This window comes from Vibrio sp. Vb2880, assembly GCF_033337975.1.
Taxonomy (GTDB): Bacteria; Pseudomonadota; Gammaproteobacteria; order Enterobacterales; family Vibrionaceae; genus Vibrio; species Vibrio alginolyticus.
Window position 1 is genome coordinate 42070 of record NZ_JAWORT010000015.1, and the last position, 15882, is coordinate 57951.

10 protein-coding genes are annotated in these 15882 nt (G+C 39.0%); 3 read left to right on the forward strand and 7 right to left on the reverse strand.

What is annotated here, in order from left to right; all coding sequences use genetic code 11:
* The first annotated feature begins 2 nt into the window (after positions 1–2).
* Positions 3–6167 (forward strand): hypothetical protein, encoded by a 6165-nt coding sequence (locus R7M92_RS16400; RefSeq protein WP_077202327.1) that lies wholly within the window; start codon positions 3–5, stop codon positions 6165–6167.
* Between the two features lie 2 nt (positions 6168–6169).
* Positions 6170–6946 (forward strand): prepilin peptidase, encoded by a 777-nt coding sequence (locus R7M92_RS16405; protein ID WP_025634161.1) that lies wholly within the window; start codon positions 6170–6172, stop codon positions 6944–6946.
* Between the two features lie 66 nt (positions 6947–7012).
* Here the strand turns inward: R7M92_RS16405 and R7M92_RS16410 are convergent, their stop codons facing one another.
* The 3 genes from R7M92_RS16410 to R7M92_RS16420 are packed head-to-tail and all read right to left on the reverse strand — an operon-like array spanning position 7013 to position 10030.
* The gene (locus R7M92_RS16410; RefSeq protein WP_025634162.1) at positions 7013–7456 is read right to left on the reverse strand and encodes a hypothetical protein; all 444 of its coding nucleotides are present in this window, start codon (positions 7454–7456) and stop codon (positions 7013–7015) included.
* Positions 7449–7766 carry a hypothetical protein gene (locus tag R7M92_RS16415; RefSeq protein WP_025634163.1) on the reverse strand — a complete coding sequence of 106 codons (318 nt, stop codon included), beginning with the start codon at positions 7764–7766 and terminating at the stop codon, positions 7449–7451. Before R7M92_RS16415 ends, R7M92_RS16410 begins: the two co-directional genes overlap by 8 nt.
* A gap of 20 nt (positions 7767–7786) precedes the next feature.
* Positions 7787–10030 (reverse strand): hypothetical protein, encoded by a 2244-nt coding sequence (locus R7M92_RS16420; RefSeq protein ID WP_025634164.1) that lies wholly within the window; start codon positions 10028–10030, stop codon positions 7787–7789.
* A 172-nt stretch (positions 10031–10202) separates the two neighbouring features.
* On the opposite strand from R7M92_RS16420, the gene R7M92_RS16425 reads away from it, so the two are divergent.
* The gene (locus R7M92_RS16425; protein ID WP_025634165.1) at positions 10203–10922 is read left to right on the forward strand and encodes a hypothetical protein; all 720 of its coding nucleotides are present in this window, start codon (positions 10203–10205) and stop codon (positions 10920–10922) included.
* Between the two features lie 70 nt (positions 10923–10992).
* Here R7M92_RS16425 and R7M92_RS16430 read toward each other — a convergent pair whose 3' ends face one another.
* The 4 genes from R7M92_RS16430 to R7M92_RS16445 all read right to left on the reverse strand — a co-directional run bounded on the left by R7M92_RS16430 (position 10993) and on the right by R7M92_RS16445 (position 15812).
* On the reverse strand, positions 10993–11649 hold the full coding sequence (locus tag R7M92_RS16430; RefSeq protein ID WP_025634166.1) for a hypothetical protein: 657 nt from the start codon (positions 11647–11649) through the stop codon (positions 10993–10995).
* 9 nt (positions 11650–11658) lie between these two features.
* Positions 11659–12744, reverse strand: coding sequence for a ParM/StbA family protein (locus tag R7M92_RS16435; protein WP_025634167.1), 1086 nt, complete (start codon positions 12742–12744; stop codon positions 11659–11661).
* Between the two features lie 1873 nt (positions 12745–14617).
* The gene (locus R7M92_RS16440; protein ID WP_025767165.1) at positions 14618–15043 is read right to left on the reverse strand and encodes a hypothetical protein; all 426 of its coding nucleotides are present in this window, start codon (positions 15041–15043) and stop codon (positions 14618–14620) included.
* A 523-nt stretch (positions 15044–15566) separates the two neighbouring features.
* On the reverse strand, positions 15567–15812 hold the full coding sequence (locus tag R7M92_RS16445; RefSeq protein WP_025636793.1) for a hypothetical protein: 246 nt from the start codon (positions 15810–15812) through the stop codon (positions 15567–15569).
* Positions 15813–15882 lie beyond the last annotated feature (70 nt).

Below are 15882 nucleotides of genomic sequence, written 5' to 3' on the forward strand. Positions count from 1 at the left end.
CTATGAATCACAATACACCTAGTAACATTGTAGAAAGACTAGAAGCAAGTCTCCGAGGCACGGTCTATGCCACTAAAAAAGACCGTAACAAAACTATTTTGAGAGATTATGGACATCCATTCGGACGCTCCAAGAACTCAATGGGTGCTAGTTTAAAGCTTTCCGATTACGTGAATGGAAAGTCAAAAAGTCTCAATGAAACTTATTCGAGGGAATTTGCAGAAGTTCATTGGGCTAAAGCCGCTGCATTGGCCATCCATCTAACATCTGGATTTGAAGTCTATTCAAAAAATGGTATTTCTGAATTCTTTGAAGAGCGTAAAAAGCTCGGAAAAATTGCAAGTGAGCTCAGGGCTACCGGAGACGATGTATATAAAAATCCTGAGTATGTGGCCGCTAAAAACAAAGCATATGAAGCATGGCAACGTAGGTTTAGTCCAGAACACAACTCAGCATCAATCTTAGATAAAACTCACAAAGCTCAAGATTCACTTTTAAGTGAGTTCTCTAGCCAAGCAGTTAAACTTGGGTACATAGATCATTCTTCACTTTTTAGATTAGAGAAGCTAGTTAGAGAAAACATAAAGTCTCTAAATAACGGGGTTCATGAAAATGAACTAGCTAATCCTGCTCAAATGTATCAACACAAAGCTGAACTTTATGAGCTAATGTTGAGCGAAACGTATCAAGCAGACACTAAATCACTGCAGCTTCTTGGTAAAAATATGTTTCAAGAGCACTTAAGTGAGATACAAAGTTACGCAGATAGTCAAAAGTACACAAGCTCTAGTGGTAAGCGCGTTGATTTTGACATTGACCTAAACTCATACGCTGACTCTCCAACTATTGGTGAAAATGGTGCAAAAGTCGGAGGTATCGCTAAGGAATTCCACCACAAAGGCGGTAAAAAGTCAGAATGGTCGGTTGCAGCTGGGATTAGGGTTTTTTACAACGACAAAAATCCGAGTGACATAACGCCAACGGTCTCACTTGCCGTCGGTATTTCGCTTATAGGTCGAGACTCTACATTTATCAGTTTTAAACCTGACTTCAAAGGCTGGTGCGAACGTCTACCTTGTGCCCCTTTGGGTAACGAGGCAAACCTAACAGCTGAGCAAGCTCGTCTTGCTCACGAAACTCGTCAAAAAGAACTAGCGGATAAAATAGCTGCCTCCGCAAAAGAAGCAGAGCTTAAGCATCAACAGAAGATGCAAGAGATAGCTGAAGCTAACGCTAAACGTGAGATCGAGGTTAAAACCTTAATTGATGCCAATTTCGAAAAACCAGAACTCACTAAAGATTCCGTAAAAGGCACTTATATCCAAAAAAAACATTTGGAGGCCTTACTAAACTATCCAGAACTCCATGGTCTGATGAGACTAACATCTTTATACGACCAACCAGCGGTTAGCATTCAAATGGGCCCTAATGTGGAGGAGACTAGAGGGTTACAGTTCTTAGCCCATAATGGCTCTCCCTGGAACAAAGAAAATCCCACTAACAAAATGTTTGAAGTCATGAATGACGACATGAAAAACAATTTTGTTCAACTCGGCAATATTACACCTAAGACAACGATCATAACGAGTGAAGGCTTTGCTAATGGAGGGTCTTTGTTTATCGCCGCTAAGGAACGTGGTTTAGATGTTGCTGTTGTTTGTGCGATGTTTGCTAATAATATCTCTCACGCAATAAAGCGGTACAGCCAGGACTACCCTAACAACCCCCTATTAAACGCCTCAGATAATGACTGTTTTTTAAAAGCCCCTACGAGTGAACACTCGATTAGAGCTCTTAATTTGAATACAGGCGCGAAGGTCGCTCTTCAAGCTTACGACGAATTTGGGGTAAAAAGCTTTAGCGTTGATTGGGAAAAGTTAGATGTACTTCCAGAAGCCACTGCAATTAAGGCTACAGACTACAATAATTTATTCGATATTTTTGAATATGATAAAGCTATAGAAGTTATGGGAGACCAGTTAGAGCTGGTAATAAGCAACAATACTACACCATCAAAAGAGTATGTCGCTCCCAGGAAATTTCTGGATGCAGAAAGAGATAAATTCACTGATATCTTTGATGCATATGGCATCGATGGGACCCTACTAACCACTAGCTTTCCCGTTGGAATGCAATTCGAAACTCCAAAAGCAGTATCCGTAGAACAAGAGCGAATAGATCACCGAGTCTCTGAGCTACCTGTTCAAGAAGCTAACGTAGCTCCTAATGAACATAATATAGAACGAATAGTGTCATATTCGCTACAACGTCACATCGACGGAGATTGGCAAACTATTGAGAAAGCAGACACCGCTAAAGAAATTTTAATAAACCTAGAAATTGAAAAGGGACACGCAGTTCAGATAGCTTATGAGAAGTTTTCTCAAGCTGAAAAAAACCTTGATAGTGCTTACACCAAAGCTCTCGAATATGTTGGTTCAACATACAGATGCTTTGACGAGGAATCAAAAGTACCTTTTACTTCCGCAGATACATACAACGATATTAGGGATATTCAATTGGCCCATGATGTCGTTTTGCTTGTTGAGAATGAAACGGGAACATTTGCTAGACCAATAAGAGTTTCTGAAGATGGTGAGCTTGTTATCGGAGGTAGCAAAGGGCTGAAACAACCGAGATACAACAGCAGAGCAGACCTTGCACAAGACATCAACGCTGTAGTCGAATCAATATATTTTAGTAACAATAATTATCAGTGGCTTACTGATCAAAACTTTGTATTACGAGATATTGATGCAGATGGTAAGCCAGACAGAACTACTTCAAGGACATTTGAGGAAGAATTCGGCCTCAGCGTATCGGAAGTAATGTCTACATTAGTGGACCCAAGGTCGATACAAGCAAAGCTCGAAAACTCAAATCAGACAATCAAAATAAATTGTACGACGACAAACGAACTTGAACCAGTAACTGAATTAGAAATTGACAGTAATGAAGTTGCTTATGAGCTTGACAGAATCAGCTCTCAACCAAACATTATTGATATCGATACATCTGCTTTTTCTAGTGCAGATCAAAACTTCTATATCGAACCCGCTGAGCGGCAGTCAAAACCTTACACAGTTAAATCATTTGCACCTAATGGAGCTGTAAACGGTAACTATGAGTTCGATTCATTGGCTCTTGCAGAGAATAAAATTGACGCATTGAATGGCACTAAATTCACCATACCTACAACCGTTTACTATATTTCAAAGCATGGTGAAACGCCTATATCAACAACAATCGACCCTGTGGATTTACCGCTATTGCAGCCAAAAGCACCACTGCAAGAGGAACCTGGTCAACTTTCTCGAGAACTAGAAACCTGCTTAGTACAAATTGATTCAACAGATTGGGGGACGTACGAACTCCCAATATCAAATGATACCCCGATAATGTTGAACCAAGAGGGTAGCTGGGTTAATGCATCAACTGGAGAGCCGACAAAGACTCTTAGCTTAATTGAGCTATACAACATCGAAAACGCCCATACAGAAGGTTTAGATAACGATAATGAATTAACCTTAGATAGTACCAACTTCGCAGAGCTTGCTGCCGATGGTGGCTTCGATATTGATTTCAGAGAACAATATACAGGCTTGGACCATGATCTTATTGAAACCACACATGAAATAGAACCCATTGTCGATGATTTCAACTTTGATATTGACACATTAGCTAACCTTGACATGAATGAACTGGAACCTGAAATAGAGGGAGCCCAGTTAGAACAGCTCAAAGAAAATATAGTTGATGCTATTGACCTAGAAACAGACAACGAGCCTGTAAACCACGAGCAAGAACTGACTAACCCTGACGCTTGGTCCGATGAACTCACTCACGGCAATCATAACCTGGAAGAGAGCATTGAGGTTGAGGCAGAAACGGATAGCCCAGAATTACTCGATAATGCAGATGACTGGTTGGATGAATTATCTGAACTTGACGCCCCATCGTTTAAACCCTCAACAATCGACCCATTAGAGAGCGATATGCCTGATTTTTCAGGTATGGAAGACGTTGAATGGGGTCTTGATGATTTCGGCATAGATGAGGAAGAGCAAACCATTAGTGTTGCTGGCTCAGAACATGTTGAAAACCAGGGCACAATAGATTTGTTTGAGTTAGCTGACCAAGAAGTGGAAGTCCAATCCGTATCTAACGAACAGCCATCATCTGTAAGTCAAGCAGAAAGACACAGTATAGATACGACAATCAATGACGTAAGTATTGAATTGGGTCAAGTTGACCCCAAGTCCGATGGACTGGATCTTAAGCATCAGAAAACTACAGGGGTAGGCGAGCGTTCCTTGGCTGAGCAATCTATGGAGAAGATTGATAGAACGACAGATGTGCTTGTCAACTCTACAACAAGACCACCAAACAGCGATGAACAAGTAATAAAAACTAATACTGGGGCAAAATCATTAAGTCAGCTAGTGTTAGATGAACTAAATGCTACAAGTATTAACTTTAGTGACCAGTTCACACCAAAAGATACTTTTGTTGGAATTTCAAGCTTTACGACGGTAGGTGCCTGGGCCGATAGTTCGAAATATTGGAAATCAACAACCACTGTAGAAGCCTCTACTTTGAATGTTAGAAGTGAAATCGATTTACCTTTAGTAGACGTAGAAGCTCCAGATGTTAATGTGCCAACAACAGAACAATTAACGTCTATATTCGATAAATCTAAGCAGAAAGCTTGGAATGAACAACGAGCCGCAAACTCAATCCAGGCGCAAGTCGAAATGTTTGAGGAAATTGCGCTTTCTGAGAACCAAAACTTTAATGCGAACCTAGATGTTGCACCAGACCTTGATGGTACTTCCTCTTCCTATAACCCTAATAGTGAACAGACATCCTCAGATGCGATACCGTCAAAAGACACAACAAGCCCTGACATAGAAAATACAGCTCCTGCAAACGAGATAAAGGATGAATCCAGAAATGGACAACACCAAAGTGAGATAGAAAAGGAACTTTTAAAAGTACTTCAGTCACTCAAATCCTCAGATAAGGAGAGTGTGGCCCATCTTACTGGACTACTTACAAACATAGCTGAGAGTGCAGCCAAAAATGCCATAGACGTCCATGACGTTAAAAGTAGAATTGAGACACCACATAAAGTAGAAGTGACTAACCAATCAGAGGAGCCTATCCAGGTTGTAACCAAAACATTCTCGGAGACAACAAAGGTCAATATTAATGACTTCGACTTCGATGATAATCCTGATGTAAAAGCTTATGTGAAACTTGCTAATGAACTTGTAGGCGACAAAGGACAGTCAGCTATACAAAAGAAAGCAGCCTTCCTATACGCATCAAAGACATCTCCAGAATCAGATACCAAAGAGCTAACTCAAAAAGCACTTGAAGTATTGGTATCAATAAAAAAACCTGAAGACAACTTAGCTAAACAAGAATATGCATCTAAAGCTAGTGAAATAGGCAATTGGTTGGCGACTGAAGCTAGAGTGGGGATGATGATCGAATCTACACGCAATGAGCAAGGCTACGTGACGAAATTTTCTGCTCTTGATAAAAAGCTACACGCAAAGGTACATGAATATCTTACCACGCCTTCAAGCCCAATTAAGGGCGCTAATGACCCTATATACTTTAGTCGAATTTGTCTAAAGGACGCTATTGAAAAACGTCAAATACCTGAGGATACGCTTAGGCAAGCTCTTTTCGGCATATGGAATAGCCCTGTGGGTAATACAGGTGAACTATCTAAATACTACAACAAAGTTGCTACCAGACTGCACGAAACTGGAGTAAGGAAGGTAGTTAACGATCTTAAAGAGAAAGGTATTATTGAGAATGACCCTAGTAGTAGACAAAATCTACTGTATGAAGACCCACTAGATGGGACACAAAAGTCCTTAAAGATTTCAAGTTTAAAATCTGCAGCAGCTGGTTTGGTAGCAGAACGTGAAATACAAGCTGCAAAAGAAATGCCTCGAACAGCGAAGAAGAATCAACGTGAGCCATACAGCTACTTCGTAGCTAAAGCATTTGAGAATCTAACTGAAATTAGTACTCCTTTAAAAACGGAGATTGATTTAGATAAGCCATGGAGAGCAACATTGCGAAGAGGTGATGGTTCGCGTTCTGATATGAACTCCAAAGAGCAAGAAACTATGGAGATTACAAGATAACAATGATTTCTTATCTGTTCCTGGTAATTACTGGTAGTCTCATTGCAAAGATCACTTATGTCATAGCTGGATTACTGCCACAAATTGAAGAAGATGAGATCAGAAATGATCTCATCACCTATTATCCTGAATACTCTTTAGAACCAAGTAACCGTGAAGGACGGTTTGACTTCACTAGCTTATGCAAAAGTGTTGGATACTGGGTACCTTTCTCCTGCATTGCTGGTGGCCTGAAGGGAAACAACCAAACTTATAAAGAGGTATTTGTATTAGAAATTACCGTAGCCGCTTCAACGGTGACTCTATACCAAATAGCAACTTCATTTGAGCAGTTTCTTTTAATGCTCATTTTCTTTTGCCTAACAGCAATGGCGTTTTTGGTTGACCTAGCGAGTCAATTTCTACCAGAAAAACTAACAAATTTCATTTTATGGTCTGGTTTGGTTCTGGCTTGTACAGAGTATGGCTATCTATCTTCCGAAGAATCGCTTAGCGGTGCTTTATTAGGGTATGGGCTTCTTTACCTTTTCAATACTATGCATAAAGTGCTTTACAAAAATATTGGAATGGCAAATGGTGATTTAAGGCTGGGGGCTGGTATAGGGGCTTGGGCTGGCGTAGAGATAACAATGCTCACAATACTCTTTATGTTTGTGTTCATCGTCATAACATACATAAGAGGAACGAGAGGGCAGTATCCACTGGGGCCATATATAGTGATAAGCTCTTACATAGCATTCATAGTCAACAATCCCAGTTTTTTAACTATTAATTTTTAAATTAAAGCAGCTATCGTAGCTGCTTTATTTTCTAATATGAATAGTAATATGGGCCCTACCAAACCACTACCTCATGTTACTTTCATCCAACCCATATTCTGTCTCCGCTAAATCGAGTAGCAGATTTAAAAACTCATCATTCGTTGAAGACTTAGCTACTCTCTTACATAAGGAATCAAACCTTTTTTTGGTAAGCTTAGACAGTGCCATTGTGGTTGTTGAAGTTTTATCACGAGATTTCGCAGCATGAAACAAACCGACGAACTTATCTACTCTAGACTCTGGAAAGAAAACCAATAATTGCATGAAAGTAGACCGAATCTTCTGTACATCCGTTTCATCAATTTTATTAAGCTGAGATTGAATTGCTTTAGATGTTGTACGAAAACCATCCGGGTCATTGCAGTGGTTAAGTGCCAAAAAATTATCGTTAGCATCCAGAATCCACTTTAAAAACTGGTAGTTATTTGGCCCACGTATGTTAACTTTTTTGCTTAATGAATTAGACATGAGTATCGGCCTTTTTATACAGCGTGAAAAACACGGTCGTCCATAACCAAGCTAAAACGTAAAATCCCTCGCCGGGAGGAGCTGTAAGCAAACATCCAATAGATACAATTACCACTGCAACCTCAACGGCCTTTAAGAGGGTAGGAGATAGTACTCCACCTTTGAACTTATGAATGATGCATAGCAAACCAAGTACAAATGCCGACGTCATAAAGACTAAGACTGCATTTCCTTCAACAACTGATGACACCAAACTTACGGTAGCAAATAGGGCAAGTAACATCATAAATTTGTTAAAAATCTTTAGCATTTGTACTCCTGATCTCTTAGTTATATATACTCAAAGTCAGCATGCTTAGAAGCTTCAGTACCTACGTACGAGTATTCCGCTTTTCTCACACGAACAAAGAGGGGGCTATAGCTATTATGTTGGTTGAAGTGGCCAACAGCATGGTTTCTTTCGTCAGCGATAGCTCTTTCGATTAAAGCTGATTTAAACTCGCTATACGTAGTGCTCCTATTACCATCGGAATCCTCAGGTAACTCCAAAATCAAATTCAATATCAAATCTGAAAATTTATCATTTGGTTCTGGTAGCTCAGAGTCGAGTCTATCGAGTAAGGAAATCGAATCTGATATCACACGGTAGATTAGAATATCAGTAAATTTAAGCTTCTCGAGATCATTAGAAAACTCAGAATCGATGCCTTCAACTCTGTTTAGAATTGAGCCGAGAACATCGTTAATAGCAACGTCTGACTTGGATTTGAGTATTTCTTCATCAACCTCACTACTTTTGAGTGACATCAGAGTAGAACAAAGCTCATCGACAACGATTTGAATTGATTTTTCATAAATTGAGTCTCTTGTAGTTAGCAATCGCTCGCAGAATGACATGTGTCTTTCAGCAATATGAATCCTTTCAAGTTCTGAGTTCAACAAAGATCTCCTAGATTCACCTGCCTTTTCATACTGAGAAACTTTTCTGTTTAATCGTTGCAGTTCCTCTTGTAACTTATCAACTCTTAACGAGAAATCAGAGCACTCTGCTTTTAACAAACGTAAGTCAGAAGAGGTTGATTCAAGAGATTCGATTTTCTCAAGCTTCACCTTCTTATCTGCCTTAGCTTTTCTCAACTGTGTACGATTAGATGCAATTGAAGCGTTAGCTTTCTTGGCTCGTTCAATATATAAACTGGCAAGTTCAATTAGTCTTAGATAAAGAGGTTGTCGAGCGCCTTTATAAATGCTTCTTTGAGATTCAATAGCGCTTCTAGTGCATCTCTTTAAAGAGTCAACGCTATCCCTATTAAAAAGCACGAGCTGGTCTTTCTTAAGAATAATGTCCTTAGCAATAAAATCTTCAAAACGTTCGTCATACAGCTTTGCTGTCCTCTCAGATATCTCTTTTATGCTTTTCTCGCGGAATTCAGAGTTACTTAACGTTTGGTTTGGTGCATTCTTTAGTACGTCCATCATTATTTCTTCTGAACGACGAAGAGAAACATCAACGTTATCCAGTAACAGCTCAGTAGGACGAAGAGTATTGCTCTCATCAATCGTGCATAATCCCGCTCTAACGAAATACATTAAAGCGTCTTGCACTTTGAAAGGTATGTCAGAACCATAAGAGACATTATTCAATAAATTTGAGCGCTCTTGTAGAAACTCTAAATCTGAGTCACTTCTTAATGCGCGAGCTTGGGCCCGTACTGCTCTTGATATTTGGCATGAAAATAGGGCAATTGAAATCTCATCAACAACTTTAAAAATCTTAGCTGCAAATCTTGTAATCCTATTATCTAAAGAGTTAGTTAGGGTCAAGTAGCCTAATCGCTCATCTAGCCACATGAAATCCTTATGACAGATAAGCAAAGAGTGAGCTAATTCCTCTCTTTTATGTACAGGCAGCTTTTTAGGCATGAGAGGTAGTAAGATTTGCTCTTGTATCATCCCATTGAACTTTACAGCTCGTTCTGCGTGGTTAAGAAGGTTTTCTAACTTAACGTTAAAGTTGTTTGGAATAAGGAAAAGCGTAGACTCTTTAGTATTTCTCTCACGACCCTTTATACGTGTGTCATTGAACTCAAAATAGAGCCTCTTAATTTTGAGTTGTCTCGTGTCGACTTTTGGTCTGAACTCTAGGATTTTCATCAGCCCCAAAACATTAAATGGTTTTTCACTAAATGCTTCTTGATGTCCAAGCTTGGGGTTAAAACTCTGATATTTGGGATCGGCTAAACGTTGGGCAAGTAGCCCAATTTCAATTGGGACCTGAGAGTACAGGTAATCAAACAGATTTTCGAAAAACTCATCCCACGATTTAACTAGTTCCTTGCCAAACGAATCTACAAGTACACTCTTGATGACACGGATTCTTTCGGTACTAACAGTTGCTTCTGGGTACTCCACGTCAAGAAATTCTTTAATCTGAGCTTGAGTATGTGGACCCTCACCATTTAGCCCTAGTGCCAACTCTAAAATTCGGGCGTTGCGTTTGGGATTCTCTAGTAGTTCAATCTTTTGAACAATGTCTGCCAGCCTAGAGATAAGTAACTTTTTGGTTTTTGGCATTCTTATCACCTTAAATCAAAGGTTTACTACTTTTGTATTTATTATATTGCGGTAATAACCATATTGCTAAGAATTCTATTATATATTATAGCAAATGTTAAGTCAGCTTTGTGTTAATAAAATTAGATATATGCTATAAATGGACTATAAACAATAGAAAGTGGAGTTCACAATGACTGTAGAGCTAGAAGAGTTAAAAAGCCCTTGGGTGGAACTGTATGAACAATGTTTAGAATCAGCATACGATTACCCTTACAGTGACTTAGAAGGTTTCCCTGGCTTATACGCCAGAAGACTTAAAACAGCAATTTTGCTAAAACAAAATAGGAACAAAAAAATCAGTATAACTGAAGCAAGTACGATTGCAGATAGAGCAGCAAAACACACCCTAGTCGAACTTAGGGCTAAGTTCACAGAGCGTTGTAGTTTTTCACACATCAAAAACGAGCTCAGAAAGGGTAGTGCTAGCCAGATTCCAGGAAGAAAAATAATAGACAATGGTATGGCTGCAAAATTCATGAACATTGTCGTTGGTTTCCCTACCTATAAACTAAGTTCTAACGAGATTAAATTTCTCCTTTCGAAATTCGATAGTGACTTAGTACACTACGATAGTGAGAAGTGGTACATAACGATCAAGGTTTTTGAATTGCATTTAGAAGAGGCGGAACCGACACCACAAGAGATGGCTGTTCTGGATAGCGTTGCACGATCTTCAATTCCTAGCATTATTGCATACACATTGGACTCAGATTACAAGATCGACTGGAAGGACTTTTTTAACGCTGTTAAAGCAAGAGTTAAAGAAACAGTTAAACAAGGTTTTAATAGGTTCAAAAGTCGGAAAGGGGACTTAGACAATGAACAAATTGAGGCTCTCTTTGACGAATAAAATCGCTACCAACTCCTTTCAAAAGTGGGGCTTAACTAAACAGTGCTAAGCCCCATTAGCCCCATTTTTCTTAAGCTATCAGCAATGACTCCATGTTGAAATTATCAATAGCTAAGCTATCAGAGACACCATCTTTACTTTCAAGATAATCATCTTTCGTAGAAAAAGCATCTGGCTGTTCAGTTTGCCCCTCAACAGCTCTAAAGCCAATAGGGTGGTTTGAAAGCTTTTCAATACTTGAAGCTATTTTAGCCAAATGTTGCTCAACATTTTCGAGTGTCTTGTACTCATTACACTTAAACCTTTCTTTATTACTTTGGTTTTGAAGGAAATGAATAGCAGAATTCATCATATTGATAGCATGTTGGTTGACATCATTAAGAGCTTGCTTGGGATCGTTTTCGGAATGTGCAGACAAATAAGTATGAACGAGACCTTGGTGATACACAGAAGAATCCGTTATGTGTATGCTAGCTCTTCTCTTTACTTTATCAATGTGTAACCCTAAGTTGCGGCACCAATCCCAGTCTCTGATCTCATGAGGGAGGATGTTATCAAAATAATACATAAGCTTATCGAACTCACCCTCTTCGATGAAATACCCAATTCTAATTAACTCTTCGACTAACGATTTGAGAGTTATTGATTTTGAATTCGCTAACTCTCGGCATTCTGTTGAGTAATCATTTGGTATCCTTATTTCCACTTTTAATGAAAAGCGCCCCATGACCTTTGCCTACTTATTCTTTTTGTTGTTTTGGTACCAAAGCTCTGCAAACAACTCAAGGCCCCAAGCGTTTAGCTTGTCTGCTTCATCTGGTATGAGGAATGAGTTGTTATCTTTACCGTAATACTCTTCAATTAAAGGTGTAATTTCTTCACGCAATGCGGCAATAGTACCTCCAATGAATATGATTAAATCAATATCTACAGCTTTAGATAAGGTATCAGTGATTGCGCCAAAAATCTTACTAGCTAGCTCCTTCCGTGCATTCTCTGCCCATTCTGAATGATCTTTTTCAACCCCCCGAACTGTAACAATACCTTCATCAATTAACTTACGGCACTGCTGATGTGTGGGTGTGGTGAAACCTAAATCGTAAAGGTAGTTGGATGCTTTTTTGACAATCTGATTGAACCCGATGTCCTGGGTGACAGAACGATCCATATCAATAGTTCCATCGTCAAACACAGCTATATCAGTTGTTTTACCACCAGGATCAGCGATTGCGATCGTTTTTCCTATGTATTCAGGGTTATGTACCAACATCCCTGAATCATCTCTCTTAAATAGGAATACACGAAGGGCTGCTAGTGCTTCGGGCTGAACAAGTAGAGCTTCAATATTTGACTTCCGCAGCTTCGATTCCGGGTCAGTACCTAAGTGATCAAAAGATCTCTGCATAGAGAGCATCTTTTGCTTAACATTGTTTTCGTTGACGGACCCATCTGTTTTAAAGAACTGTCTTAATGGCATTCCAGTACAAAGAACGTACTTTTTATTGAGTAACTCATCTCCAAATTGATTTAAGCCATGCTGCAGTAAAACCTGAGCTGCTTCACTATTGGAGAAGTCATCGTTCCTGGGAATAGGTTGTTTTACCTCACCAATGGTGTAAGCGTTACCTGTAACAGCAGAAGTAAATTTCGTTTGAACAGGAGCATTACTTGATACTGAAAAGGTTTCATCTAGTACCGCAAAACGTTCAGTCGAACGTTGGATGTGTGTAGGAAAGGAGGTTTTAACAGATTCAGCTGAGATCTTATGTTGGGCATTACCGTCATCATACCCAATAAATAGTGTTGAACAGTCGTTAAACATAGTAAAATATCTCTATTGTTTTTTAGTGATAAATGCAATATATAGCATGTCTGTGACAACCTCAAATATTTTCACTTTAGGAGGCAGGTGTTGATTGAAGACTGGCGAGAGAAGTTAAAGGAGAACTTGGAGAGAAATTACCAAATAGAAGTATCATCTCTCTATATATCGAAAAAGAATCGAATGGTATATGTACAATTTTCTGACAGTTCAAATGTACAAAAATACTTAGGTTTAAATTTAGACCTAGTCGATGTAGTGATTAGACAAAATACATGGGAATATTGCCAGAATAGCAAGGTATCAACGTTAATTGAAAAACGACATAGAGTAAAACTACCAAAGAATAAAATGAGTAAATATTGCTTCGAATCTTAGTAAGAGTAATCGAAAACTAAGTTATTTTTTATCAGAAGATCTATTTAACTTTAGTTAAATAGATCTTCTGATAACCTATTTTATGGTAAATGGCCATTATGTTTAATACTCACAAATTTCAAATTCACAGGGGAAAGAGATTTCACATAGTCAACTTTCAAAAGGAGGTATCTAACTTATTGATATTTGGTAGGTGGTAACAACTACGTGTACAAAATTCCAATCGTCGCGAATTTAACATAACATAGATAATATACACTAAGAGTGTAAGAGCAATTTTAATATGTCCTCTTATACTTAATGAACATGCAGAGCTTTGAGTACCTCAACCGATGCTAAATCCCATGATTGACCGAGACTTTAATCGTATTACAGTGATGCAAAATGTTCGCGAACACCGCCTTCGTCAAATCGACGATTTAGGCTGCAAATATATATAATTTAAGCCCTCGACAATTGGAAGCTTATGTAGTCAGTTAAGCCAGTTTGGTGCTTCTACGTTAGCACATACGTCAAGAGCCGAATCAAGCAACCGACGTTTTCTTTGCCTAATCATCTGAACATCATGGGAGCTCAATACTTTGATTTGTAGCTAACATTCGCTTGTGAGGTTCTAACGGAACAACACAACTTGGCTCTGACTGTCTATACACTAAGTCAGTTGATGACAGTCGATGGCCCCACGTGCCACACTAGCCATTTGCTTGCCAACCTCGTTATTCACATAGGTCAAATAATAAATAGTATTTTCAATTTCTGAATACAAAGGTGGAAGGTTATCATTAAGGTTCCAACCTCATTTTAAAGTAAATTGTTCTGAGCTCCTTGCTCTAAGTAGACCTCAGTTGCTCTCCCCAACATCCCCCTGGCCTTCACTCAAAATATTCACATTATTTCAAAAGATACGTCTCTTAACATCTTAAAAATGGACGCACCTATCGCTTTGGCAACATCACACATTGAGCTGTCTAAAGCTAAAACATGCTCTTAAGTTGATAACTTAAGATAAATCCACCACAGCACTTAATTACTCACAGTTGTAGATATGCCCTGGCAAAGGGTCTTTTTTGTCCTGACCGATTAGTGGCTATTTGGTGGGACTGTAATGGCAATTGGATGGCATTAATCAAGCTAATATACCCGATGGACATTTAATAAGTGAGTAAAGCATTACGTCACAGTGAGAGTAATCGGACACTTAAAGGTCATAGAAAGGAGCCCAAAAGGACAGTGTAATTTTTGATATTTACAAATATGGGAGAAAAACAAGTCTGTTAAACAAAACGCAGACCCTTCTTTAGAATTAAAATATTTTAATACTTTTAAATTTAAAATAATTAAAAGGGCTTCGCCAAAATATAGATCGAAATAATCAATGTCAAGTTCTTTGATATTGCATTGTGATCGGGGGATGACGGGTTGGCTGGGGCCGAGCTGTCGGGGGTGACCCCCAAGAAGCGGGAAATTAAGCATTTAGGGCTTTAGCCCTAAGTGCTTAAATGGATAATTCGCTATATCCAGAGTGATCAATTGACTCTGTCATGGTGATCTTGCGACCAAAGAATGACCACTCTAATTTACGTACTAAACGTGTTTTGTACTGGACTTCTGAAATTACAGAAGGCGTAGTTTCCACACCAAACGTTTCTCTCAGTAACTCTTGTGCCTTAGCAACTATTGACCCCTGCGTAATCTCGAATTGAAGATCGAACAACTTTTCTTTCACAAGGTCTCCGATAGGTGTTTCTGAGGCTTTGCCGAATTCATATTTTATTCCCAGTTCACAGTAGACAGCGTTTGGAGTTTTTTTCTGAAATTCCGCGCTAAAGAATCTCCCCTGAGTTAAACCCATATCGTTATCACCAACTTGACCAATAATCTTGCCGTTAGTGATGTAGAAGTTATGAACTGTTACTTTCATTTTTTGTCCCGCCAGTAGTATTCCCAACTGTTTCCATTATACCAAAACCAGATTAAAATACCACATTAAAACACAAACAAAAGTAAAATATACTTAACTATTATTATTGACTTTTATCCAGACAAAGACGACACAATAGGGCTCGATAGAGGGTTAGCTTTTTAGGCGAAGCCGTTAAGAAAAGCGTTGAAATTTCTTTTAGCTGCCGAAGGCAGATCATTTAGGCCACCAGCCCCCTGCCATAGCAATGACAACGGGGTTTATGTTGGCATTGCTATGGCGCTGGAGGTCTAGCAGCCTTGAGCGATACATTGAAATGCATCAAACCTTATTACTGCACTAAGGATGACAACGTCTTTTTGTTGGCGTCCATAGTGAATTAGGTTTGATTGAAATTTCAATGACAACACTTAGCGAGGAACGAGCTTTAGTGATGTAGGGGTAAGTCCGGCGGGTGGGCCTCGGTGGCGACTAGGGGGAACCCCTATTAGTGGAGAGCGTCCAATTGAAACAAATTTACTTGTTACAATTGGATAGTTATTAGTATTAAAATTAAAAGTATCGCCAATTTTACTCTTTGCTTTGTACTCGTTTTCGTTTTGATAGTTTCTACAATTTTATCTATTAGACCGAAAGCCTCTGCAAACCCAACAATTAGTACAAATACTGTAAAAGCATCAGCCACATTTGAGAAACCCAAACGCTCAAAAATAAATGTTAGAGCGTCAGCTACTGCGTAAATGCGTAATAACAATGCTGCTAAATTCAATATGTTCCCCCTACCCTTAATATATTCCTTTTCAATTAGCTAGTATGTTCAATTGATATATGTCAGATAT